The sequence below is a fragment of the Mucilaginibacter rigui genome (genome assembly GCF_014773275.1).
Taxonomy (GTDB): Bacteria; Bacteroidota; Bacteroidia; order Sphingobacteriales; family Sphingobacteriaceae; genus Mucilaginibacter; species Mucilaginibacter rigui_A.
In genome coordinates this window covers 210,363-233,126 of record NZ_JACWMW010000002.1, presented here as the reverse complement: position 1 = coordinate 233,126, position 22,764 = coordinate 210,363, and the positions used below count along the sequence as shown (strand labels likewise).

At 42.1% G+C, this 22,764-nt stretch carries 23 protein-coding genes and 1 tRNA gene; 13 read left to right on the top strand and 11 right to left on the bottom strand.

The features are described 5' to 3' along the window. The first annotated feature begins 19 nt into the window (after positions 1-19). Both IDJ75_RS08130 and IDJ75_RS08125 read left to right on the top strand, forming a co-directional pair. Positions 20-1,762: a SusD/RagB family nutrient-binding outer membrane lipoprotein gene (locus IDJ75_RS08130; protein ID WP_191175135.1), complete on the top strand. Its 1,743-nt coding sequence runs from the start codon at positions 20-22 to the stop codon at positions 1,760-1,762. A gap of 22 nt (positions 1,763-1,784) precedes the next feature. Continuing rightward, on the top strand, positions 1,785-2,657 hold the full coding sequence (locus tag IDJ75_RS08125; RefSeq protein ID WP_191175134.1) for a DUF1735 domain-containing protein: 873 nt from the start codon (positions 1,785-1,787) through the stop codon (positions 2,655-2,657). Between the two features lie 471 nt (positions 2,658-3,128). On the opposite strand, the gene IDJ75_RS08120 is transcribed toward IDJ75_RS08125, so the two are convergent. After that, complete coding sequence (locus IDJ75_RS08120; RefSeq protein WP_191175133.1) at positions 3,129-3,536, bottom strand: DoxX family protein; 408 nt, start codon at positions 3,534-3,536, stop codon at positions 3,129-3,131. 2 nt (positions 3,537-3,538) lie between these two features. Then, the gene (locus tag IDJ75_RS08115; protein WP_191175132.1) at positions 3,539-4,456 is read right to left on the bottom strand and encodes a S66 peptidase family protein; all 918 of its coding nucleotides are present in this window, start codon (positions 4,454-4,456) and stop codon (positions 3,539-3,541) included. A 132-nt stretch (positions 4,457-4,588) separates the two neighbouring features. Here IDJ75_RS08115 and metG point away from each other — a divergent pair, with 132 nt between their 5' ends. The 3 genes from metG (at position 4,589) to IDJ75_RS08100 (ending at position 7,720) form a co-directional block, all read left to right on the top strand. Further along, positions 4,589-6,655: a methionine--tRNA ligase gene (gene metG / locus IDJ75_RS08110; protein WP_191175131.1), complete on the top strand. Its 2,067-nt coding sequence runs from the start codon at positions 4,589-4,591 to the stop codon at positions 6,653-6,655. A gap of 75 nt (positions 6,656-6,730) precedes the next feature. Beyond that, complete coding sequence (locus IDJ75_RS08105; RefSeq protein ID WP_191175130.1) at positions 6,731-7,576, top strand: hypothetical protein; 846 nt, start codon at positions 6,731-6,733, stop codon at positions 7,574-7,576. Between the two features lie 72 nt (positions 7,577-7,648). Continuing rightward, positions 7,649-7,720: transfer RNA gene (locus IDJ75_RS08100), tRNA-Arg, on the top strand. A gap of 81 nt (positions 7,721-7,801) precedes the next feature. Here the strand turns inward: IDJ75_RS08100 and IDJ75_RS08095 are convergent. The 3 genes from IDJ75_RS08095 to IDJ75_RS08085 all read right to left on the bottom strand — a co-directional run bounded on the left by IDJ75_RS08095 (position 7,802) and on the right by IDJ75_RS08085 (position 10,111). After that, positions 7,802-8,389, bottom strand: coding sequence for a CbrC family protein (locus IDJ75_RS08095; protein WP_191175129.1), 588 nt, complete (start codon positions 8,387-8,389; stop codon positions 7,802-7,804). Between the two features lie 126 nt (positions 8,390-8,515). After that, entirely contained in the window at positions 8,516-9,304 is a 789-nt protein-coding gene (locus IDJ75_RS08090) for a CPBP family intramembrane glutamic endopeptidase (protein WP_191175128.1), read from the bottom strand. Positions 9,305-9,394: 90 nt separating this feature from the next. Then, complete coding sequence (locus tag IDJ75_RS08085) at positions 9,395-10,111, bottom strand: peptidase associated/transthyretin-like domain-containing protein (protein ID WP_191175127.1); 717 nt, start codon at positions 10,109-10,111, stop codon at positions 9,395-9,397. Positions 10,112-10,185: 74 nt separating this feature from the next. On the opposite strand from IDJ75_RS08085, the gene IDJ75_RS08080 reads away from it, so the two are divergent. Together IDJ75_RS08080 and rlmF are read left to right on the top strand one after the other, a co-directional pair. Further along, positions 10,186-10,650 (top strand): pyrophosphohydrolase domain-containing protein, encoded by a 465-nt coding sequence (locus tag IDJ75_RS08080; RefSeq protein WP_191175126.1) that lies wholly within the window; start codon positions 10,186-10,188, stop codon positions 10,648-10,650. Beyond that, positions 10,650-11,573, top strand: coding sequence for a 23S rRNA (adenine(1618)-N(6))-methyltransferase RlmF (rlmF, locus tag IDJ75_RS08075; protein WP_191175125.1), 924 nt, complete (start codon positions 10,650-10,652; stop codon positions 11,571-11,573). Before IDJ75_RS08080 ends, rlmF begins: the two co-directional genes overlap by 1 nt. Positions 11,574-11,717: 144 nt before the next feature. Here the strand turns inward: rlmF and IDJ75_RS08070 are convergent, their stop codons facing one another. From IDJ75_RS08070 to IDJ75_RS08050, 5 genes are all read right to left on the bottom strand, one after another. Then, a complete protein-coding gene (locus IDJ75_RS08070; RefSeq protein ID WP_191175124.1) occupies positions 11,718-13,544 on the bottom strand; it encodes an LVIVD repeat-containing protein in 1,827 nt (608 codons plus the stop codon). 629 nt (positions 13,545-14,173) lie between these two features. Then, positions 14,174-14,683 (bottom strand): DinB family protein, encoded by a 510-nt coding sequence (locus IDJ75_RS08065; protein WP_191175123.1) that lies wholly within the window; start codon positions 14,681-14,683, stop codon positions 14,174-14,176. Positions 14,684-14,763: 80 nt separating this feature from the next. Next, entirely contained in the window at positions 14,764-15,843 is a 1,080-nt protein-coding gene (locus tag IDJ75_RS08060) for a toxin-antitoxin system YwqK family antitoxin (protein WP_191175122.1), read from the bottom strand. Between the two features lie 51 nt (positions 15,844-15,894). Beyond that, positions 15,895-16,686, bottom strand: coding sequence for an alpha/beta fold hydrolase (locus tag IDJ75_RS08055; protein WP_224746539.1), 792 nt, complete (start codon positions 16,684-16,686; stop codon positions 15,895-15,897). A 169-nt stretch (positions 16,687-16,855) separates the two neighbouring features. After that, a complete protein-coding gene (locus IDJ75_RS08050) occupies positions 16,856-17,836 on the bottom strand; it encodes a GlxA family transcriptional regulator (protein WP_191175120.1) in 981 nt (326 codons plus the stop codon). Positions 17,837-17,950: 114 nt separating this feature from the next. Between IDJ75_RS08050 and IDJ75_RS08045 the strand changes: the two genes are divergently transcribed. The 6 genes from IDJ75_RS08045 to IDJ75_RS08020 all read left to right on the top strand — a co-directional run bounded on the left by IDJ75_RS08045 (position 17,951) and on the right by IDJ75_RS08020 (position 20,509). Beyond that, positions 17,951-18,163: a hypothetical protein gene (locus IDJ75_RS08045; RefSeq protein WP_224746538.1), complete on the top strand. Its 213-nt coding sequence runs from the start codon at positions 17,951-17,953 to the stop codon at positions 18,161-18,163. An 18-nt stretch (positions 18,164-18,181) separates the two neighbouring features. Continuing rightward, the gene (locus tag IDJ75_RS08040; protein WP_191175119.1) at positions 18,182-18,592 is read left to right on the top strand and encodes a VOC family protein; all 411 of its coding nucleotides are present in this window, start codon (positions 18,182-18,184) and stop codon (positions 18,590-18,592) included. A gap of 17 nt (positions 18,593-18,609) precedes the next feature. Next, the gene (locus tag IDJ75_RS08035; RefSeq protein ID WP_191175118.1) at positions 18,610-18,990 is read left to right on the top strand and encodes a DoxX family protein; all 381 of its coding nucleotides are present in this window, start codon (positions 18,610-18,612) and stop codon (positions 18,988-18,990) included. After that, positions 18,991-19,533, top strand: coding sequence for an SRPBCC family protein (locus IDJ75_RS08030; RefSeq protein ID WP_191175117.1), 543 nt, complete (start codon positions 18,991-18,993; stop codon positions 19,531-19,533). 24 nt (positions 19,534-19,557) lie between these two features. Then, positions 19,558-19,941 (top strand): DoxX family protein, encoded by a 384-nt coding sequence (locus tag IDJ75_RS08025; RefSeq protein ID WP_191175116.1) that lies wholly within the window; start codon positions 19,558-19,560, stop codon positions 19,939-19,941. A gap of 130 nt (positions 19,942-20,071) precedes the next feature. After that, positions 20,072-20,509, top strand: a complete 438-nt coding sequence (locus tag IDJ75_RS08020) for a hypothetical protein (protein ID WP_191175115.1) — start codon at positions 20,072-20,074, stop codon at positions 20,507-20,509. A 169-nt stretch (positions 20,510-20,678) separates the two neighbouring features. Here IDJ75_RS08020 and IDJ75_RS08015 read toward each other — a convergent pair whose 3' ends face one another. Beyond that, entirely contained in the window at positions 20,679-22,586 is a 1,908-nt protein-coding gene (locus IDJ75_RS08015; RefSeq protein ID WP_191175114.1) for a beta-N-acetylhexosaminidase, read from the bottom strand. Positions 22,587-22,764: the final 178 nt, after the last annotated feature.

The following is a 22,764-nucleotide window of genomic DNA, read 5'->3' as shown; positions in this document are numbered from 1 at the left end:
TTTTTTTAACAGAAAAAAGATGAAAAGGATAAAAATATTTAGTATGATACTTATGGGGGGCTGTTTAATTGCGGCAACTTCATGTAAAAAGTATCTGGATGTTAATAACAATCCAAACTCACCAATAGATGTAACCCCGGACTTGATTTTGCCTGCGGCTGTAGCGCAAACCGCTGCTACAAACGTAACCTTTAACAGCTATGGTGCATGGGCTGGTGGTTATCAGGCTAACGCAGGTGGTTACGGTGGTTTCGGGTCTGTTTTAACTTACAACTATTCAACCAGCGATAACACTGGTTTATGGTCTCAGAGTTTTAACAACCTTAACGATTACCAAACTATTATAAACAAAACGGATGCTACAGGCCCATATAAAAACTATAATGCCATAGCTAAGATCATGAAAGCGTTTTGCTACTTACGCTTAATTGATGTTTATAATGATGTTCCATACTCTGAAGCATTAAAGGGCTTAGGTAATCTTAGCCCTAAATATGATAAAGCAGAGGATGTTTACCGTGGTTTATTTAAAGAGATCAATGAAGCTATTGCTTCTTTAGCTCTTCCAAATGATCCACAAGTAACCATTAAAACAGCTACAAGCCCTAACAGCCAAAGGATAGATATCGTTTATGCCGGTGGTGAAGGTGATGCAGCTAACTTTACAAACTTTGAAGCTTCAACAGGTTTCCCATCTGCAAGATGGACCCAGTTTGCAAATACGCTGAAATTAAAAATGCTTGTTCGTACCCGCGAAGTACCAACTTTTAGCGCAACTTTCAACGAGGAGAAAGCTAAATTAGCCGGGGCTACTTTTGTTACTTATGATGTAAAAGTACAACCAGGTTATGCTGCACAAAGTGGTAAACAAAACCCACATTGGAACTCTTACGCATGGGATGCTGCCGGTAACGTTCAACAGCTAACAACCCTGCCAACATTTTTTGCATTCGGTTTTTATGATGGTACTAAAATTGAAGACGATGTTAGAGGGTATGGCAATCATGCACCGGTTGTAACTTATAAAAACTATGATGACGGTAACCAATTAGGCGTACAGAATCAGTTTGTACCACTATCACCAAATGGCACTCCTTGGTTTACAGGCTCGGGTAGCTCAACTTCAGGTTCAGGCCTTGGTGTTTTAAAAGGACCAACCATGTCTCAGCCATTAATGCTTGCTGCAGAAAGCTATTTCTTGCAGGCAGAAGCAAACCTTTTTGGTATTGTTGCCGGTAATGATGCTACTAATTTTAACTTAGGTATACAGGCATCTGAAAGGTATTTATATACTAAACAAGATGAAAGCTGGGATCCGGTTCGTGTTAAAGGTACAGGTGCAGGTAGTGATTTTGATTATTATCTGAATGAAGGTAATAACCCGAACAACTACTTAGTGATTTACGGTTTGCCGAAACAACCAGAGTCGGTTAACCCGAATGATAAGTATAATACAGATGCTATTCAGCGTAAGCTAGAGGCTATCATTACTCAGAAATGGATTGCGGTTAACTACATCCACAGCAATGAGGGATGGTCAGATTACAGAAGAACAGGGTACCCTGTAACAGGTGCGCAATTTGCTCCTGCTGGTGCTCACCTTGAGTATTATAACTTTGCTTCTACTCAATCTACATCAACTCGTCTTGATAAATTACCAGTTAGGGTTTTATATCCACAGTCGGAATACGCACTTAACCCAACTAATGTACCGCAGGGAATCAATGCGTTTACATCACGAGTGTTTTACGATTTAAATTAACATCCCATTTAAATTAAACAAAATGAAAAAATATTTTAGCATTATCTTATTCACCGCAGCTGTAGGTTTTACAGGGTGTTTAAAGGATAACAAAACTAACCTGACGCCTAATAACTCACCTGCGGTTATTGAGTGGTCTACCGCTGTTACAGGAGATGCGCCAGTATCGCCATCGGGAAGTACTTTCCCATTATACTTAAGAAGTTTGGAAATCAACCCAAGTGTAGACCTTACTTTCGAAGTAAACTATACAGGTGGTGAAGCTGCTCCGGAGGATATCACGGTAAATTTCGGTCTTGATAACACAGCTCTTACACAGTATAATCAAGAAAGACTTGACCGCGACCATGAAACTGTAAACTTAGAGCCAATGCCAACAAGCTGGTATAGCATAGAGGGTACAAGCGTTGTGATCAAAAAAGGAGAGAGAAAAGGCGTGATAAAAGGTAAAGTTAATACTACCAATATTACAGACTTTAATAAACAGTATGTTGTTGCTTTAAAGATCACTTCAGTTAGCCGCGGAACAATCAGCGGTAACTATGGCACCATTTTAATGCAAATTGGCGCTAAAAACCCATATGATGGCACCTATACGCATACATACACAAGTAGTTTAGGTAACGGTACAAACACTCTTGATCTGGTAACTACTGGTGCTAACACAGTTGCATTAGATCCGGGATTGTTAGGTGTTTATTCAAATGCTCAAACACTTACTATTGATCCGGCAACTAATAATGTTACCGTTTCTATGTCAAGCTTATTACCTATTGGCAACACCGGCCCAAGCACTTGGGACCCGGCAACCAAAACATTCCATGTTAAGTGGACAAGTAACGGCGGTGCACGTACTTTCGACGAAACATACGTGTTTAAGTCGCCTAGGAATTAATAAAGCCTAATATTGTAAAAGCCGCCCTACTACAGGGCGGCTTTTTTTTGTAAATTTTTTTACATATAATTAGCATTTTAGGAGTATTGCCTGACAGTTAATCTTTTACCTAATCACAGCTTTGTGAAAAAGCAATATTATGTTTAGTGATATTGGTATTTATTTTACCAATGGCATCATTTAGGGGGGGCATAAACATTATCGTTAAGAAAACAGATTGGTTTATTGGGTATTTGACCCAAAAGGCCATACTTTTGCTGTTACAGGAGATAATTTTGGAGGATCCTCGGGTAATATAGTTTCATTCACCGAAAACGGTGTGCCATGTGTTTTACTTACCGGTACATGGGGTAATGCTTCTGGTGGTAATTATGTTAAATATAGAAGAAACTCTAGTTCAAGCGTGTCTATATATGAGGGGTTGTTTTACACATTATAAAAATTAATAAAAACCGGTTAATTAATCGGCTTTTACTTTTTATCTACACTGTATTTTCCCGGGCCCACAAATATTAACCCGGCAAAAACAAATACCAGTTCAACGGCATGCGCGGCACCGCCCAATCCTTCACCTTCTCCAAAATGGGTCGCAGCAGCAACAATAAGAAACAACATCAGGAAAAGAGCAGCAGGCCTGAAAACCAAACCGATTATTATCAAAAACCCGCCAAGTGTTTCCGTAAGGGCACCTAAAAACCCCCACAGTACCGGCCAAAAATGTATCCCCACATATTTGGTAGATTCACCCAGCCCAGCCCAGCCATGAGGGCCGCCTAAAAGTTTAGGGTATCCGTGATAAATCATCATTGCTCCCAAACCTACCCTTAGTATAAGCAGGCCGGTATTACGGTAGTTATTTAAGTTGCTTAAGTATGCCATATTTATTCATAATTAATATTAACGCTATCGGATATTACCGATAAATTTATTGTTTTACCTAAAACCAGGCTGCAGTTATTAGGTATATGCCCTGCCGGGAAATCAAAGCAAACCGGGTAATCATATTCTGCCACAACATCCATTACAATTTGGGGCAGTGTTTGGCCAAACGGAATGTCATTATCTTTAAGATCAGTAAACCCGCCCACGATGAGGCCTGCAATGTTTTTGAGTTTACCTGCACGTTTTAAAGCCCGCAGCATCCTGTCTACCGCGTATAGGTATTCGCCTACATCTTCAATAAACAAAATCTTGCCTTCATAAGCCATATCACTTACCGAGCCGGATATGGCGAGTAATAAAGAAAGGTTACCGCCTATCAGTATCCCGGCACTTTCACCCATACGGTTAAGCGGATTAGATTTTAGTTGATACGCCAGCTTCTCGCCAAACAAAGCCGTTTTTAATGTTTCCAAAGAATATTTGGATGCATCGGGAATATTCAGGGGCATTTGGCCATGTATACAAGGTAAGTTGTAGTTAGCAATTACATGGGAATGCAATAAGGTTATATCGCTAAATCCCACCAGCCATTTGGGGTTTGTTTTCAGATAGCTAAAATCAACCAGGTCAACCATGCGGATACAACCATATCCGCCGCGTGCGCAAATAATTGCTTTGATGCTGTCATCCTCAATAAAACGTTGCAGGTCTGCCGCGCGGAAGGCATCATCACCAGCGAATTGATTGTAGCTTGCGTTTACGGTATCGCCTAATACCACTTCAAGCCCCCAGGATGTAAGCAAGTTTACCGCATCCGTCATAGGGATAGGTAGCTTTTTGGCCGGGCAGGTAATAGCTATCTTGTCGCCTTTTTTTAAGTATGGTATAGCAGTGTCCGAAAGTCCTTTAGCTGGCATAAGTCCGAAAGATTAAAATATACTTTTAAAGCTAACTCATATTCTTGTCTTCCGGTCTTACGGACTTTCCGTCTTTCCCAACTTTCTGACTTAAAAAAATTATCTTTGCAAATTAATAAACATCCCTGTTTAATGTCGCAACTTAACAAATATAAAAGATACACCATAACCTCAGCGCTACCGTATGCAAACGGGCCGCTGCATATTGGCCACCTGGCTGGGGCATACCTGCCTGCAGATATTTTTGTACGTTACCTGCGGCTAATGAAAAAGGATGTAGTGTACATTTGCGGATCTGACGAGCATGGCGCAGCCATCACCATAAAAGCAAAAAAGGAAGGCACCACGCCACAAGCAATTATTGATAAATACCATAACCAGATTAAAGATAGTTTTGAAGAATTTGGGATAGCGTTTGACATCTATCACCGTACTTCATCGGCTATTCATCATGATCTGTCGCAGGAGTTTTTCCTGAACCTTTACGAAAAAGGGGAGTTCATTGAAAAATACTCTGAGCAATACTACGACGAAGATTTTGATCAGTTTTTGGCCGATAGATATATTACAGGCACCTGCCCCGTTTGCAGCTATGATAAAGCCTACGGCGACCAGTGCGAAAATTGCGGCACATCGCTAAACCCAACAGACCTGATAGACCCAATATCAACCCTAAGCAGTAAAAAACCTGTGTTAAAACCAACCAAACACTGGTATTTGCCATTGGATAAATACCAACCATGGTTAGAGAAATGGATTGATGAAAAAGAGGGGGAGTGGAAGGTAAACGTATTTGGCCAATGCCGCTCCTGGTTAAAATCGGGCTTGCAGCCACGCTCTATGACCCGTGACCTGGATTGGGGTATTGACGTGCCTTTAGAAGAAGCAAAAGGTAAAAAATTATACGTGTGGATGGATGCGCCGATAGGCTATATATCTGCAACCAAACAATGGGCAACAGATAATGGTAAGGACTGGCAGCAGTACTGGAAAAAGCAAGCCAATACCGAAGATGATGCCTGCCTGATGCATTTTATTGGTAAGGATAATATTGTGTTCCACTGTATCATATTCCCGGCGATATTAAAAGCGCATGGCGATTATATATTGCCGCAGAATGTGCCCGCAAATGAGTTTTTAAACCTGGAAGGCGATAAGCTATCCACATCCCGCAACCACGCGGTTTGGCTGCATGAGTACCTGGAAGAATTCCCCGGTAAGCAGGATGAATTGCGTTATGTGCTTACATCTATATTACCGGAAACAAGCGACAGCGAATTTACCTGGAAAGATTACCAGGCACGCGTAAATAATGAACTGGTTGCCATTTTGGGTAACTACGTTAACCGCGTAATGATACTGATGCACAAATATTACGAAGGCAAGGTAGAGAGCGATAACGGTGTTATTAAATTAAGCGATGCCAAAGTAGGTGCTGAGTTGGGCGGTTACTATGATGAATTGGGCAAAAGCCTGGAAAGCTATCGTTTCCGCGCGGGCCTGCAGAACGTGATGGATATGGCCCGCTTAGGCAACCGTTACCTTACCGAGCAAGAGCCATGGAAAACGATTAAAAGTGACCCTGAAGCTGCTAAAACAGCTTTACATAACAGTTTGATACTGATAGGCCACCTGGCTACATGCCTGCAACCGTTTTTGCCGGCAACGGCCGCCAAAATATTCGGTATGCTTAATTTGGATGCAGTTACTTTTGATCAGGAACTTGAATTTTCAAATGGCCATCAGTTAAACCCTGCAGCTTTGTTATTTGAAAAGGTAGAGGATGAAGCGATAGAAAAACAGATACAAAAGCTGGCGGATAAAAAAGCCGCATCGGCAGTAGTTGCGAAACACGTTATTGCACCTGCAAAAGCTAACATTACCTTTGATGAGTTTGTAGGGCTGGATATCCGTACCGGTACCATATTAACAGCCGAGAAAGTAGCCAAAACTAAAAAGCTGTTAAAGCTTACTATTGATACAGGGATAGACCAACGCACGGTTGTATCGGGCATTGCTGAGCATTACGAGCCCGAAGCCATCATAGGCAAACAGGTAAGCATTCTGGTTAACCTGGAGCCAAGGGAGATCAAAGGCATCATGTCGCAAGGGATGATACTGATGGCTGAGAATGCCGAAGGTAAGCTGAGCTTTGTTACGCCTGCCGATGAAATGCCAAATGGGTCTGTGATAAGGTAACAATTTTGTTAACTATTAAACTGTGGGTTAGTATTTAAGTCACAGTTTAATATTAACACTTAGTTCCATATCATCATGAAACCTTTACTTTTTACAGCTTTAGTATTTTGCTGCTTCGTTATTACCTCATGCAGCAGGTACCAGGTAAACGTTATTAGCAGCACAAACGGAACAAAAAACCAGCAAACGGGCGATTTTGAATTTGAAAATGATTCTGTTAAGATAGCCTATTCTTTTTACGGACCCAACGCCCCTGTTACCGTTAATGTTCAAAACAAATTAAACAAACCATTATACATCGATTGGCAAAAATCAGCCTTGATAATTGATGGGGCGGCAGTTAGTTATGCGCCCGATAAAGTTGCCATAACAGGCAGCATTAATGCGCAAACAGATTCTTATCATTATAATAACAACCCGTCATTCAGTAATCCCGGCTATACTACCGGCAGCATTAATGCGGTGGCAGGCTTGCCAAAAAACACCACTTTTTTGCCACCCCATTCGCAAAGCAGTAATACCAGCGTGAGGCTAACCAAAGGGTTTTTAAACATTCCCGATAGTGTTTTTCACAAAGTAAGAATGGTTTATAAATACCAGGATACCGTTAGTTTAACAAAAGTTAAGTCGGCTGATTTTAGCGATCAAAGCTCGCCGCTAAGGTTTAAAAGCTACCTAACGCTATATATTGTAAATGGAAACGAGGCACAACCGGCAACGTACCAGCACGATTTTTTTGTTTCGAGATCACTAACCACAACCATGGATCCCAAACAATTCAGGGAGTTTAGCCAAAAGCGCGGGGACTACTTTATCAATTCAAAAGCAACGGGTTATGCCAAGGCGATGGCGGGTATAGGTGTTGCTACTGCTATTGGTGCAGGCGGGGCAATAAGCAACTCGCATAATAATAGTAAATAATTTGTATTTAATGTTCGCCGTTAATTGGCGGGGTCAGGTAAAATTTGCAAATTTGCATTTCCTAAAATAACTGGTCCCGTAGTTCAACGGATAGAATAGGAGTTTCCTAAACTCTAGATATGAGTTCGATTCTCGTCGGGACCACAAAATGACCCACCTTGGGAATAAAATTAAAAACCCTTTAGATGGAAATCTGGAGGGTTTTTAATTTTAAACGATTGAAGACTAATCACAATCCCAGTTACCGCGCATTTTGCCACAGTGGCTGCATTCGAATACATAATAAGTAGGATACCACGCTTCAAGTTTTGTCTCAGTCTCTGGTAAACTATCATCCCACAAATGATTTAGTTCTTTATCTGTCATGCTCATAAAAAGAGCTTTACCGTCGCCATCTTTACTGTTTGAATAAAAATCTTTTGGCTCCCAAGTCCCTTTGTAAACCATAAAATCATCACAATGCGTTAGCCACAATTCTTGTTGCCAAGTTATAATTTGCGGTGTTCTTCTTAACTCTATTAGCCTTTCAGCCGTAATCGACGGCGGGTTCACCATATTATGTTTATAAACCTTACTCAAACCGTTTTTATCAAGCATCCCGAATTCGGTATCGTGCCAAAATTCAAACTTCCCTTCCTTTAAACATGAGTAACATCCAAACTTTCCATCTTTGTCATCGTCATTAAAAATATCAGTAATGACGTAATCTAATTCAAAACAATAGTCTGTTTTTCCACAAATTGAGCAAATTGATTGTTCATCAACAAGGTTACTCATTTCATCAATCGGCCCTTTAAAATATTTGAAGATCATGAGATTCATTTTATGAATTAAAAATAAGAAGATGAAAACTTCATGTAATTAAAGTTAAGATTTTCACTTCAATATATTGTTTCGCTAACCTGTGTACAATAAAATAACCTTGCAGGGTTTCAAAGCTTACCATTTCTTCTTTTGATTAAAATACCATAGCAGCAATATGGCTAAACCGGCGCTTCCAATCCTGATGGAGTTACCGATCCAGCCGGTTGCTGCGGTATCTGAAACCGAAAACATGGTCCACGCGGCATTTAGCGACGCATGGAATATAAAACCGCTCCAGATGGTATAACCATCCATAGCATCTAATATCACAAATACTACAGCGCCTAAAAAGGTAATACCCAAAACCTGCAGGGCAATTCCGCTACCGTCGCCACCTGCCGAAAGCCAGTGAATCCATCCAAATGCAATGGACTGCAGCAGTATGGCTGGTGCCCAATGCCAGCCTAATGCCCGGCGTGTAAATAAAGATCCAAATCCACGAAACACCAATTCTTCGGCAAAGGGGAATACAATAGCCAGCATCAAAATATCCAGCAGGGAAATATCTTTTACAAGAGGCCCTTGTAAGGCCAGGCCTATCCAGCAGGGGATGGTAGCAACAAGGGCAAGAAGCGGCCCCTTAAAGCCATTCCAGGTAACGCCCAATGCTCTAAATACACTGCCCTTAGGGCCAGGGATAAGTATAATTGCAGCTAAAATTGCAAATAAAACCGCGCTTAAATTGTCTACAATGGCACCGCCGTAAGGGATTGGGAACCCCGGTATTTTTACACCAACCAGTTTTGTAATATCACGAATGTTTAATGCGCAGAATAACACAATTGCTACAAGCAGCCATGAGGCAATTTTTTTGCCTGTATTAAATTTAGCTATTGCTTCAGCTGAATAGTCGTTTTGTTTCATGCAGTTTTAAAGTTTTGGTATTAACTTTTAAGACGGCAATTTTTTGAAAAGGGTTGCAAGCTCAAAACAGTAAACGATACTGGCCGGTCTTTATTTGGTATGAACAGCAAATTTTTCGGCTTTACCGCTTACCGGTGTCATCCATTTAATGCTACTGCGTTTTATAACGGTGTTCAGCTTATTTGCTGCAATTGTATTTTTTTTATCGATAGCTACCAGGTCGGTTTCAGACGTTAGCTTTATCCAACCGGTGTTGTTAACCAAATAAAACTGGTTGTCTATTGGTATAAATACGTCCTGGTTATCGGCTTTTGCTTTGGCAAGTTTATCGTTGAAGGTTTTCTCTTCCTTTACCTTATCAAAATTGCGCAGTACGTTATCATAACTAAGGTCGTTGCTATTGGCAATACTATTAGGCGAAGATGAGAATGCTTTATTAGCTGAACTATTTAACCCAAAGTACATGATAGTGCTGATGTTGCCCGATAGGTTTCCCCAATGTTCGCGGCGGATGAACTTTTGAAAACCATGCTTTACTACCCGTAGCCCAAAATAGATCTCGCCCGGGTTATTGTAACGGATAGTGATTTTAAAATATCCGTTTTTATCGGTGGTACCCAATATATTGTTCCCGCTATCATAGATGGCAGCCGAGTCGATTGGGCTGAGGGTTTCAGAATTAAATACCAATCCGGCTATGTTAATGTCGCGTACTTCAGGAGTTTTTGCAGACACAAATGAAAGGGTACTTAAAAGAACAGTAAACGCAATAGTTAAGATAAGTTTTGCAGCAGTGAGGGTTTTCATAGTTTAAAATTATCCCGAAAGATACAAATAGAATTAAATACCATAATTTTACAGCAATACATTTTTAATATAACATGGAAGAACCAAGAGCATTAAACCAGGTAGCTGAGTTTCATAAAACGTTTAAACATCCGGTAGTTGATAAACCTGCCATCCCATCAAAAGAAAGAAGCGCTTTAAGGGTATCATTACTGGCCGAAGAAGTGAGAGAGCTACAGGAAGCCATTGATGATAATAACCTGGTTGAAATTGCCGACGCCCTTTGCGATATACAATACGTTTTAGCAGGTGCTATACTTGAATTTGGACTTGGCGAAAAGTTTAAGGAACTGTTTGATGAGGTGCATCGCTCAAACATGAGCAAGGCCTGCAAAACCGTTGAGGAAGCAAACGACACTATTGCACATTACAAAAACAGGGATGGAAGCGAAGCCCATTATAAAGAGGAAGATGCCTTGTTTTTAGTTTACCGTACTAACGATAACAAAACCTTAAAATCTATCAATTATTCGCCTGCGGATTTAAAAAGCATCCTGTAATGACAGATCAGTCACAGAATAGCAGCGAAGAAAAAACAAACCTGCACCCGCGCAACTTGCACCGGGGAAGGTATGATTTCAAGGCATTGATAAAGACCTTGCCTGCGCTTCGCGAATTTGTTGTACAAAACGAACGCGACGAGCTATCCATTAATTTTACCGACCCTGACGCGGTAAAAACGCTTAATAAAGCGCTTTTGAAACTATACTACGGGGTAGCCCAATGGGATATCGCTGAAGGCTTTTTATGCCCGCCTATCCCCGGCCGGGCCGACTATATCCATTACATAGCCGATGTTTTAGCCGAAGGGAACAACGGCGTTGTGCCTACGGGTAATAGCGTTAAAGTATTGGATGTTGGCGTTGGTGCTAACTGCATTTACCCGCTTATTGGCCACAAAGCCTACGGATGGAATTTTGTTGGCAGCGAGGCTGATTATATCGCGGTAGCAGCAGCCAAAAAGATAGTAGATGATAACAACCTTGCCGGTGCTATAGATATCCGCAGGCAAACATCTTATGCAAATATTTTTGAAGGGATCATTAAGCCCGGCGAAAAGTTTGATATAACGATGTGTAACCCGCCGTTCCATTCATCATCAAAAGAGGTTAAGGAAAAATCGAGCCGCAAGTGGAAAAACCTGGGCCAGGATAAAGGCACCGAACTTAATTTTGGCGGCCGCAATAACGAGCTTTGGTGCGAAGGCGGCGAGCCCCGTTTCCTGAATAAGATGATGAGCGAAAGTAAGGAGTTCGCCAAATCATGCAAATGGTTCTCGTCCTTGATCTCGCAAAAAACTACGCTGCCCGGCTGTTACAAATCGCTTGATTATTTGGGTGCGAAGGAAGTGAAAACCATCAACATGTCGCAAGGGCAAAAAACCAACCGTATTTTGGTGTGGACGTTTCAGGACATAGCATAATCATCGGGTACGCCCCCTTTTCTTATCAACTTTGTAAGTATTACATTAGATAACCAATTACACAATAGGAGTAGGCGGCATTAGCGAATGGCATAATATGAAAAGGCCTTGAACAGAAATGTTCAAGGCCTTTTGTTTGATACTTTATTCTGGTAATGAACCAGCCAAGATTGGCTGTACGGGAATAAGCAAAGCATTTGGGTCGGAGATGTAACTCATAATGTACAGGGCTGTTTCGCCGCCGCCTGCCCCGGCATATAAACGGGTTTTATCCATCCGTAAGGCGCTGGTGCCATTGCCTACCCTCATTGCTTTTTGCGAGAGTGCCCAGTTGGGGCCAACATAAATAACATTTACATCGCCACGCGTATCCTGCATATTGCTGTCGCTGGTAATGTAAATAAGGTTACCATCAACAATAATATTTTGCATGTAGATGTTGATATGCTGCTGTAATAGTTTTGTTGGGGTATCGGTAGAAATATCAAACACCCTCAGTTGTGTATCGCCGCTGGTACAATAAAGCAAGTTATCCTTTATCACAACCGGCGATTTTATGCCATTGCCGCTTTGGGGTTCAATATTTATGCTTTTAATAATGGCTTTGGTTTTAACATCAATGATCTTTAAGGTGCTGTATGCTTCGCTGCTAAACCAGGCGGTAGTATACATTTTATTGTTTTTAATCCGTATCCCGTTGCTGCTGCCACTGCCCACGCCCTGCAACGGATCGGTTAAAGTTAAATCGCTCTCAAACGTAAATGTTTTCAGGTTTATCACCTTCGTGGTAAAGCCCGGAACACCAATCGCCATAAACAGGGCATACAAGTAATCGCCGTCAATATCAAAGCCCAGCAGAAATGCGGCCCTCATAAACCCACTTCCCGGAGGCCCCCATGATAGGCGGCCAACCTCGGCAGGTGCATCGCCCAGTTTTATTTTAATAATATCCCATCTCACGTCGTCACTTTTGGCCATAGAAGCGGTATAGGCAAAGCCATCTTTTTCGGCCATGGTAAAATTTATCCGTACATCATCCGGGGCAAACTCATTTATTTTTTGAGCAGTGTTAGGGTTTAGCGTAATAAACTTAGGGACTGGCGTTTGCATCCCCGCCTGTACATACAGGCGGTCGCCTTTCGGCAAAATATCCGTTACGTCGGTATCCAGTTGCAGGGTGTTTTGAAGTACGGTTTTTGGGGCATAGCCCATATATATTTTAACCTCATCATTCATCTGCCCAACGTAGCTGTTATAGTATTTGGAAGCCATGTCTGATGAATCGTTGTAATGATATGCCTCGATGATCAGCATAAGCGCCTTTACCTGTAAGCCATAATAATACATAAACTGGGTATGTGCCATGGCAGCATACTCATTTACGGATTTTGATGCTTTAAATGCCACGCGTGTGCCCAGCGAAGTCATGTTCTCGCCGCCCGATGCCGTACCCAGCAGGTTGTTTTTTATAGCAATAAAGGCATTAGGGATGTTATTACGGATGTATGCTGCCAGTTCATCGAGTTCGGATTTTTTGCCGGTGCCAGCCTCTAATTGTGCTGCCATTTTAAGGCGTTCAAAAGCGGCATCGATATTGGCCGCGCTTGTGTTGATGCCCTGTACTGCGGTGTAGTATTTAGCTCCGTCTATTTCGGCTTTAATAGCTTCTACTGCAGTATTGAGAGCGGCGCTTAGCGCGTCAATTTTACTTTCAATTACTTTTAGTTCCTGATATTGTTTTTCAAGTGCTTCTTTAACCTCATCTTTTGGTTCGGGGCCGGGGCCAAGGCCTACCAGGTTCATGATCCAGCCGGTAGCTTTCTTTTTTACTTTTGATATTACAGTATCCTTTAAATCGTTCAGGATCGATTGAAAAATATCGGTATCCTTATCGCCCATAAGCAGCGGGCGATTGCCGGGCTGCGCTTTTTGAAGGGCAAGCAAGCCTTCAAATTCTTTTTGAATATCCATTGTTTTGTGATTGGTTTAGTGCAACTAATCTACCAAAACAAAACACCCCCCAAAAGGGTGATTTTAGCTATAATAAAAATATCAACGCAGTTAAAATTTTTACCTAATTAGAAGATTTGGCCTTTAACGGCACCCAGATCTCTTCTTCCGATTCGGGGTCTTCATTTTTATATTTAGCGCCCAAAATTTCAAAGTAAATAAGCCTGTCGAACCATTAGCAAGGCTGCTAAGTCTTCGACAAGCTCAGACTGACAATAGGGTCTGTCATGGTGAGCCTGTCGAACCATTAACAAGGCTGCTAAGTCTTCGACAAGCTCAGACTGACAATAGGGTCTGTCATGGTGAGCCTGTCGAACCATTAACAAGGCTGCTAAGTCTTCGACAAGCTCGGGCTGGTAATAATAGGGTATGTCATGGTGAGCCTGTCGAACCATTAACAAGGCTGCTAAGTCTTCGACAGGCTCAGACTGACAATAGGGTATGTCATGGTGAGCCCGTCGAACCATTAGCAAGGCTGCTAAGTCTTCGACAAGCTCAGACTGACAATAGGGGTATGTCATGGTGAGCCCGTCGAACCATTAGCAAGGCTGCTAAGTCTTCGACAGGCTCGGGCTGGTAATAATAGGGGATTAAAACCTGTCCCAGAACGCAGGCGGCTCAATACCGAGGGCACGCAGGTAAACGTAACCTTGCCCGCGGTGATGGATCTCATTATCAAAAAGGTACTGCAAGGTGTTGATAATGGTGTTTGGGTATTGGCCAAAAGCGGCCTCTGTTTCAAAAAAGCGTTCGGCAGATATCTGGGGCCATAAAGCGTCTATCTGATCGGTTACCTCGTCCCAGGCTTCTAATAATTCGGCTTTTGTGGTAAGGTTAATCTCGTGGTTAAAATGATCAAGCGCCGGTGTTGTTTCCCATTTGCCGGTAACAATGCCGTTTATACCTGCGCTGGCAAGGCCGGTCATTTCACCTACCAATACATTATAAGGGCGCATGCCGCCGATTGAAAATTCAAAAAGTTCTTTTTCGGGGAAGGCCGCTAAAACCCTGCGGCTTAATGCACGGTGCGCCTGCCAGTTTTTTAAAAAATCCTGTGAGGTTATTACCGGGGTGTTTGTTGTTGCTGTTGTGCTTGTCATGGCTTATTGTTTAAGTTTATGATACAAAGAAACCACAGGCGGATGACAGCAGTATGTCAGTAGGGAATTGAATAAAAATATTATTTACAATATTCTTTCATTGCATCCAATATCATGGGTTTGTTATCGCCCAGGGTATACGCCAAATTTAAATCGGCACATATTTTTTCAAGATCATCCTTCGGTATCGGTACGATATCTTTAGCGGCTAAAATGATAACTTCTTTTGTTTTGCTTAAAGTGCGGTTATCTTTAAACTGATATTTCCTTAAACGCGTAAAAGCCCTGTTTGCAATGGCTTCCATATACAGCGGCTCAATTGCAATTGCTCTATCCAGATCTGCCACAGCGTTATCAAAATCAAATAAATCTAATTTAGCGGTACCCCTGTAAAAGTACAGGTCGGCATAACCTTGTTTAATTTTTTCGGCAGCATCCAACTTTTTAATAACAGCGGCATAATCTTCTTCCTGCATCAGGCTTAAGCCTTTATTCATTAAGAAATAAAACTTTTCTTCTTCTTTTGATAGGCTCTGTTTATTATTAATAAAAGAAGATTCTCCTTTTAGCTTTCCGGTGGAATAAAATACCTGCCATAATCCCACTTGTTTTTTATCAACAAAACTTCCTTTTTGCTTAAGCTTTCCATTAATAAAATACTCTTCAGACGCGCCATTTTCAACCCCATTGATATAGGTGTAAAAGTATCGGGTGTTTCCATTTGGATAATACATTGTTCTGATGCCATCTATTATACCGTCCTTTAAAACACCCTCGCCTTGTTTCCTGCCATTCATAAAATAATCTATAAATGGGCCTGAATATGGGTTGGTTGCATCTTTTAACTGCCATAGGCCATTTTTACGTGTCATCGTTTTTGTTGATGGGATTGATTTTATTGCATCTGTGCGTTGTGTATATGCTTTGGTGGTAACGTAAATTATCTTATCAAGCTTCCCTTCGTAACCGGCCTTCTTTATGCTATCAGGGTTTGTCACTATTTTAACAGCATCAATTTCATCATTTTTTGGCTGCTCGTCCTCTTTGGGTTCATCAATAACAGGTATGCCATCAACTATGAATAACACACGGTCCTGTGTTTGAGCAAAGCATTTTGTAGAAAAAACAAGCAGGAATAAGCACACCAATATTTTATTCATAAAATGAAAGTATAAAATAATTCAGAGGTTATGCCAATTATTATTTACTGGCTACTCCGCCAAAAACTCGTTTACCATTGCCACAAACAGATCGGGTATTTTACTTTCGGGTTTGGGGTTATATGCCTCGCCAATGTAACTGCCGTGTGTACCGGGCAAAATAGCCAGGCGCCCATGTGGGAACAAGCGCGCCATTTTTGCGGCATGCTCCGGTGTTGCCAGGTCCTGGTCGCCAATGATTACAAAGGCAGGTGCTTGTATAGAGCTGATCTGCTCATCAGTCCAGCCCTTAAAGTTGTGCATACGTTGCACATCCTTATTAAACATATTCATCAGGCCTTCGGGTGTGCCTATCTTCAGGTATTCATCTTTATAAATTTGCGGCATGTGGGCGAAATCGGGCGTTTCAAATCCTTTCCAGAACGCTTTGGGGGCGGCATCACGACTGTAAAAAGCGGAAGCAATTACCAGTTTGCGTACTTTATCCGCGTGTCGTAAACCCAGTTCAATGCAAGTTTGGCCGCCATTGCTAAAGCCTAAAAAGTCAGCTTGGGGTATATTAAGCTGGTTTAGCAGTTCAGCAACATCGTCGGCATCCTGTATGAAACTTTCGGGGGCATCACGGTCGCCGCTGTGGCCGTGTGCTTGCAGTTCAACAGCAATAACCTGGTGCGTTTTAGCGAGCCCGGGCATAATACGGCTAAAGTTTGTTTTAATAGTAGAGCCGCCGCCATGCAGCAAAACCAGCGGGCTGCCGGTGCCGTGTACCTCGTAATACATTTTTATGCCGTTAACACTGGCATAGTTGCCCATGGTTTGGGCATTAGATAGATTGTTTGTCATAATGAGTAATGTTACACTTAAAATTAACGATTGGATATTTTTCATAAACATTGTTTTAACACCCGCATAATTTTAGACTTGATAAAAATTAAGTATTTGATTATCAGTACTTCCGTGGTAGTGATGGTGTTCACGGCTGTGAACGTGAACACTTTTAATTTACTTACACTTACGCCGCCTTGTCTTTGCTGTATTTATTCCGATATTCAACCGGCGATAGGCCGGTTATCTTTTTAAATATCATCCTAAAAGCTTTAGTATCGGTATAGCCAACGTTGTACATCACCTCGTTCACGTTCTCGCGGATGGTCTCCAGGCTCATTTTGGCGGCCTCTATCCGTACGCGCTGCATGTACTCAACCACTGTATTTGAGGTAGCCTTTTTAAAGCGGCGTTCCAGATGCCTGCGGCTGATGGCAAACAGATCGGCCAGGTGGTCAACCGTTATTTTGTCGCGGTAATTGTTTTCAATAAAGTCCTGCGCTTTTTTGATCACCTCGTCCTCGTGGTCTTTTTGCCCGTGGAAGATCATAAATAGCGACTGGCTATTACGTTCGATATCTATCTCGAAGATCTTTGAGGTGTTAATGGCCATATCCCTGCCCGCGAACTTCTCTACCAGGTACAAAAGCAGGTTGAGCGATGAATATGCACCACCGCTGGTGTAAATGCCGCCCTCGTCGGTAATTATCTTGTAGGGCATCAGGTTTACCTCAGGGAACATTTTGCGAAAATCATCGGCCATTAGCCAGTGCGTGGTGCAGCTGCGGCCCTTTAGCAGACCTGTAGAGGCCAAAATAAAGGCGCCTATGCAAAGCGAAACAACTTCGGCACCTGTTTTATATTGTTTTATTATCCAAGGGATAAAATCGCTGTTATTGCTTAATACCTTATTGATATCACCATGCACCGCGGGGATGATGATCAGGTCGGTTTTGGTAACTTCTTCATAGGTCATATCGGGCTTAATGGTAAACAGCCCGTTGGTTAAAGCCGTTTCTTTATTTAAGCCTACCAACTGTATTTTAAACAGTGGCGGTTTCTTCATCCTGTCAAGCGTTTGGTTCACCATAGAAAACATCTTATAAGTTGCCTCTATATTGCTCAGGCTGGTTTCGCCCTGCGGAATAAGGATTGATATGTGTTTCATAGTTTCAAAGGTAGATGGTATCACCGTCGCAATCAACCCCTTAGATTGTCGTAATTACCCCCGTCTAAATATACTAAAGCGCCGCACCTTTGTAATGCATCAACACATTTATTTATGATGATTGAGGTTTTTAAGACAAATGTTCAGGAGAAGGATACATCAAGGGTGCTTATCCAAAAGCTTCTGGAGCAGTTCCCGGCCAGCAAAATAAATTTCGATCTGGAAGATTGCGATAAGATACTGCGGGTAGAAGGGAAAGATTTTTGCGCGCACCAGATCATCGAATTGCTTAAATTGAACGGACATTACTGCGAGATACTTACTTAAACAATTAAAACTAAAGCCATGTTAAAAATCAGCGCTTACATCAATTTTAAAAACAACCAATGCAGCGAAGCCATGACCTTTTACCAGGCGGTATTAGGCGGAGAACTGAGCCTGATGCCGGTAAAAGATTCGCCGATGAAGGATATGTTCCCGGCGGAGGCGCAGCAAGGTATACTGCATGCCGACCTTACCGGCGGCGATTTTACCATCCTGGCAACAGATATGCCTGATGATAATGTGGGCTCGGAGTTGGGGGCCGTATCATTAACGCTAACCTGCGCTACCAAAGCCGAAGTACAGCAGAAATTTGCTCAACTGGCAGAGGGCGGCAGGGTGGTACACCCCATCATGACCTTTTTTGCCGGTACCATGGGTAACGTGGTTGATAAATTTGGCATCCGATGGGGCGTATTTACAGACGAACAATAACGATTAACCTAAATCTCATGAATCCAAAAACTATCAAGATCATATACCGGGCGCTAACAATATTATTTGCTTTAGCTATGCTGGGCGATGCTTACGGTGGTATCACTAAACAAGAAGCCGGGCAGGAAGTTATGCGCCACCTGGGATACCCTATTTATATAATGGTGATCACCGGTATATTTAAACTGTTGGGCGCTATTGCCATATTGCAAAATAAGTTTACTACAATAAAAGAATGGGCTTTTGCAGGCTTTGCTATTAATTTTATAGGTGCTTTTGCATCAAGGGCGGCCATTGGCGATAGTGCTAATTTGTTAATAATGCCGCTGGTAATACTTGCAATAATGTTTATCTTGTATTACTTCTGGAAGAAATACCAAACTATTAAAACCACATAGATGGATACCTTGACTACCATTTTAGGCATTATTGCAGGCATTGTTGTAGTGGTGCTGTTATTGGCCCTTATTGCTCCAAAAGGATATGTGGTGCAACGTAGCATTATTATTAACAAACCCCGCCAGCAGATATTTGACTATATTAAATTCCTGCGTAATATGGATTATTACAGCAAGTGGGTAATGACCGACCCTAATAAGCGGATGACCTATACCGGTACTGATGGCACCGAGGGTTTTGCCGCTGCATGGGATAGCGATATCAAACAAGCCGGCAAAGGTGAGCAAACCATCGAAAAAATTATTGATGGTGAGCGGATAGATATCCGTGTGGTATTTATAAAGCCGTTTGCAGGCGTGGCCGATACGTACATCGCAACGCAATCGGTAACCGAAGAGATTACTACCGTAAAATGGGCTTTTGCCAGCAAAATGCCGTTCCCGATGAATGCCATGCTGTTATTCCTAAACATGGAAAAAATGCTGGGTGCTGATATGGAAATAAGCCTGAATAACCTGAAACAGATACTGGAGAAAGAATAAACACAAACACTAACTTTAAATATTATGAAGATTGCAATGATCATTGTTCGTACACTGATGGGGCTGATGTTCCTTTTCGCATCAGTTGTAGTACTTTTTAAAATCAACATGGGTAAAATGCCCGAAATGAGCGAAGCCAATAAAACTTTTATGGCAGGTATAACGGCGTCAGGCTATTTAATGACCTTTATAAAAGTAACAGAACTGGTATGTGCTATATTGTTTTTAATTGGCCGCTACGTAACTCTTGCTACTGTTGTGATATTCCCGATTGTGATAAATATTTTATTAACGCACATATTTGTAGCACCCGAAGGTGTACCTACTGCAGTTGCATTGTTAATTGGTAACTTGTTCCTGGCGTACTACTACCGTAAAAACTACGTAACATTATTCGCTGCTAAATAAGCAGAAGAATTAATACAGAGGGCATAAGTAATTCATAGAGGTCACAAAGATTATTTCTTTGTGACCTCTGTTTTTTAGGGGCATGCAAATTCTCAGTGTACTCCGTGGTTAAAAATCAATAAATTAGCACATGCAAAAACTGGTCTTCTTAATACTGTTCCTACCGATAATTGGTATAGGCGATAAAAAACCGATTCACCGTATTGATGAGAAGATCCCCCCAATGTTTAAAGGTAATTTTGTAGACGATTACGGCATCCGTTATACGGTTAACGATACCTTGTTTATGCAGTTACCCCGCACCAAATACCATATCATTAAATGGAATGTTAAAGACCAGTACATCGTAGCCCGTAATGATGCTCAAAACCCGGGTGAAGGAGGTTTGTATACACGTATAGATTATATGCAGTTCAGCAATATGGAGCCCTGGAAATGGGGGTTCTGCCTCAGCGTATACGATGCCAAAACCGACCAGATAGCCGAAACCACCGCAAAAGCCGACAGGAAAAACCCAATGAAAGGCTGTAACGGGTTTCCGTTTTCAAGAATGAAGAGGAAGGAGTAATATCCGCGCGTCATTGCGAGCGATAGCGTGGCAATCTTCGATAGAAAAGTAGGCGACAAGCATGTCGAAGATTGCCACATCGCTATGATCCTCGCAATGACGTGGGTAAATAAAAAGCCGCGCCAGTTTTGGCGCGGCTTGCTTATATAAACAAACTGTTAATAGCTTACTACTTTCCCAACCTGCGTTTTAACTCATCAATTGGCATGCTTATCATGCGGCCAACCGGTTGTTTGCCACGGTAGGTTATCACCTTTAATTGCGTAGCATCAATAGGGATGTTTAACACACCTGTATATTTAGGATAAAAATTATCCGGGTACGAGTTATCAAAGCTGTAGTAAATATCCAGGCCCGGCACTTCGTTGGTTAGGGTTACATTTAAGGTGCTGTCGGCATTGCGACCTGGTTTAAAATCAGGGTCGTAAGCGCTTGGGGCATATTTGGTTTCAGCCTCGTTAAAGCGGGCAAAATGTTTTTCAACCTTAGTGAAGAACGTATTGAAATTCTTTTTTGATGCCGGCGACCATACACTCTCTGCCAGCGCAAAGCCACGCGGCCAGGTCATGTACTCGGCCTGGCGGATGTTGTACACCTGCTCTGTCCAAAGGTTGGCCTGCCCGCCTTTTATCATTTTGGCATCAACACCTTCAGGTACCGGGTCAAACTCATAGGTTTTGCTCAGGCGCAAGCTGGCATAAACATGCGGTTCCATTATGCGGTCGCTTTGCATATAATCCAGGTAAACAAAGGTTGTTGGGCTCATCACAACCTCGTGGCCAAGTTTGGCAGCTTCTATACCGCCTTTAACCCCGCGCCAGCTCATTAAAGCCGCGTTAGGGCCAATGCCGCCTTCCAGTATCTCATCCCAGCCCATAAACTTTTTGCCTTTCGATTCTACTATCTTTTCCAAACGTTTTTCAAAATAGCTTTGTACTTCTTCCTGTGTTTTCAGGTTCTCTTTAGCCATCAGGGCTTTCACCTGGTCGCTTTGCTCCCAGAAATTTTTGGCACATTCATCGCCACCCATGTGGATGTAACCAAAAGGGAACAGATCCGCTATCTCGCCAACTACTTTATCTAAAAAAGTGTAGGTAAATTCGCCTGCAGGGTTTAGCGTATTATCCACCAGTGCCGGGTGGCCGGGTTTCGACCAATCCATTATCTTTTCGCCCGAACGTACTACGTATTTATCGGCACCTGCCGTAGCCGATAATTCAGGATAGGCAACAACCGCTGCAAGGCTGTGGCCGGGTACATCAACCTCGGGCATGATGTTTACAAAACGCTGTTGAGCGTACTTAATCACTTCACGAATATCATCCTGGGTATAATAGCCGCCATAAGTGCGCGGCTCGTTAGGTTTTGGCGGTATAAAATCTCCAAAGCTGCCTTCGCGCTTCACATTGTAAGCACCAACAGTGGTTAGCTTAGGGTAGCTTTTTATTTCAATTCTCCAACCTTCATCATCTGTTAAGTGCCAATGAAAAAGGTTAAGCTTATATTTAGCCATATTATCAATATAGCTCATCACTTCTTTCTTGGTGAAGAAATGGCGAGATACATCAAACATTAAACCCCTCCACTCAAAGCGCGGGTAATCGGTAATATCAACAATTGGCACTGCCCATTTTATATTTTTAGCAACTACTTTTCCTTCAATCTCCTTTGGCAGTAATTGCAAAAGGGTTTGCACGCCATAATATAAACCGGCTTCTGTATTAGCCCGTATGGTTATGCCTTTTGCCTTGGCCGAAAGGTAATACCCCTCTTTGCCGATCACATTATCAGTAGTTTTATTAAGCACCAGTTTAAGAGCTGCTGTAGGGGCAGCCGCATTAACCCGGATGATTTTACCGGTAGCCGTAGAAAATTTGTTTTTGATAAGGTTTAGCACAGGTGTCATTCCCTCATGCGAACCTGCCTGCACAGTTAAAACAGCCGGTAATACAAATTGCCCAGTGTGTGTGGTTATTTGAACCGGCTCGGGAATGATGGCTATGCTTGTATTGGCTTGCTGCGCAAAAACAAAAGTGCCCATTAGGCAGGAACATACCAGTAAGGATAATTTTTTCATACACTATAATTGATGGTTTACAGATTGGGGTAATCATCTGCAATTTATAACTTTTTAAATAAAATTAAAAAGTTTTTTGTAGTTTTAAATACAGTAGTTAACTAACTGTATATTAATATAGGTAAAGGCTTTTTCGTTTTGGTATTTTTATTAAATTGCCTTTTTTAAACCCTTAATT

What these genes read in the sequence shown, in the direction of transcription:
- IDJ75_RS08040 (WP_191175119.1), top strand. Translation starts at nt 18,182, where the DNA reads ATGTTAAAAATCAGCGCTTACATCAATTTTAAAAACAACCAATGCAGC.
- IDJ75_RS08060 (WP_191175122.1), bottom strand. Translation starts at nt 15,843, where the DNA reads ATGAATAAAATATTGGTGTGCTTATTCCTGCTTGTTTTTTCTACAAAA.
- IDJ75_RS08090 (WP_191175128.1), bottom strand. Translation starts at nt 9,304, where the DNA reads ATGAAACAAAACGACTATTCAGCTGAAGCAATAGCTAAATTTAATACA.
- IDJ75_RS08065 (WP_191175123.1), bottom strand. Translation starts at nt 14,683, where the DNA reads ATGACAAGCACAACAGCAACAACAAACACCCCGGTAATAACCTCACAG.
- IDJ75_RS08020 (WP_191175115.1), top strand. Translation starts at nt 20,072, where the DNA reads ATGCAAAAACTGGTCTTCTTAATACTGTTCCTACCGATAATTGGTATA.
- IDJ75_RS08035 (WP_191175118.1), top strand. Translation starts at nt 18,610, where the DNA reads ATGAATCCAAAAACTATCAAGATCATATACCGGGCGCTAACAATATTA.
- IDJ75_RS08095 (WP_191175129.1), bottom strand. Translation starts at nt 8,389, where the DNA reads ATGATCTTCAAATATTTTAAAGGGCCGATTGATGAAATGAGTAACCTT.
- IDJ75_RS08045 (WP_224746538.1), top strand. Translation starts at nt 17,951, where the DNA reads ATGATGATTGAGGTTTTTAAGACAAATGTTCAGGAGAAGGATACATCA.
- IDJ75_RS08050 (WP_191175120.1), bottom strand. Translation starts at nt 17,836, where the DNA reads ATGAAACACATATCAATCCTTATTCCGCAGGGCGAAACCAGCCTGAGC.
- IDJ75_RS08025 (WP_191175116.1), top strand. Translation starts at nt 19,558, where the DNA reads ATGAAGATTGCAATGATCATTGTTCGTACACTGATGGGGCTGATGTTC.
- metG (WP_191175131.1), top strand. Translation starts at nt 4,589, where the DNA reads ATGTCGCAACTTAACAAATATAAAAGATACACCATAACCTCAGCGCTA.
- IDJ75_RS08015 (WP_191175114.1), bottom strand. Translation starts at nt 22,586, where the DNA reads ATGAAAAAATTATCCTTACTGGTATGTTCCTGCCTAATGGGCACTTTT.
- IDJ75_RS08115 (WP_191175132.1), bottom strand. Translation starts at nt 4,456, where the DNA reads ATGCCAGCTAAAGGACTTTCGGACACTGCTATACCATACTTAAAAAAA.
- IDJ75_RS08055 (WP_224746539.1), bottom strand. Translation starts at nt 16,686, where the DNA reads ATGACAAACAATCTATCTAATGCCCAAACCATGGGCAACTATGCCAGT.
- IDJ75_RS08030 (WP_191175117.1), top strand. Translation starts at nt 18,991, where the DNA reads ATGGATACCTTGACTACCATTTTAGGCATTATTGCAGGCATTGTTGTA.
- IDJ75_RS08130 (WP_191175135.1), top strand. Translation starts at nt 20, where the DNA reads ATGAAAAGGATAAAAATATTTAGTATGATACTTATGGGGGGCTGTTTA.
- IDJ75_RS08085 (WP_191175127.1), bottom strand. Translation starts at nt 10,111, where the DNA reads ATGAAAACCCTCACTGCTGCAAAACTTATCTTAACTATTGCGTTTACT.
- IDJ75_RS08125 (WP_191175134.1), top strand. Translation starts at nt 1,785, where the DNA reads ATGAAAAAATATTTTAGCATTATCTTATTCACCGCAGCTGTAGGTTTT.
- rlmF (WP_191175125.1), top strand. Translation starts at nt 10,650, where the DNA reads ATGACAGATCAGTCACAGAATAGCAGCGAAGAAAAAACAAACCTGCAC.
- IDJ75_RS08120 (WP_191175133.1), bottom strand. Translation starts at nt 3,536, where the DNA reads ATGGCATACTTAAGCAACTTAAATAACTACCGTAATACCGGCCTGCTT.
- IDJ75_RS08070 (WP_191175124.1), bottom strand. Translation starts at nt 13,544, where the DNA reads ATGGATATTCAAAAAGAATTTGAAGGCTTGCTTGCCCTTCAAAAAGCG.
- IDJ75_RS08105 (WP_191175130.1), top strand. Translation starts at nt 6,731, where the DNA reads ATGAAACCTTTACTTTTTACAGCTTTAGTATTTTGCTGCTTCGTTATT.
- IDJ75_RS08080 (WP_191175126.1), top strand. Translation starts at nt 10,186, where the DNA reads ATGGAAGAACCAAGAGCATTAAACCAGGTAGCTGAGTTTCATAAAACG.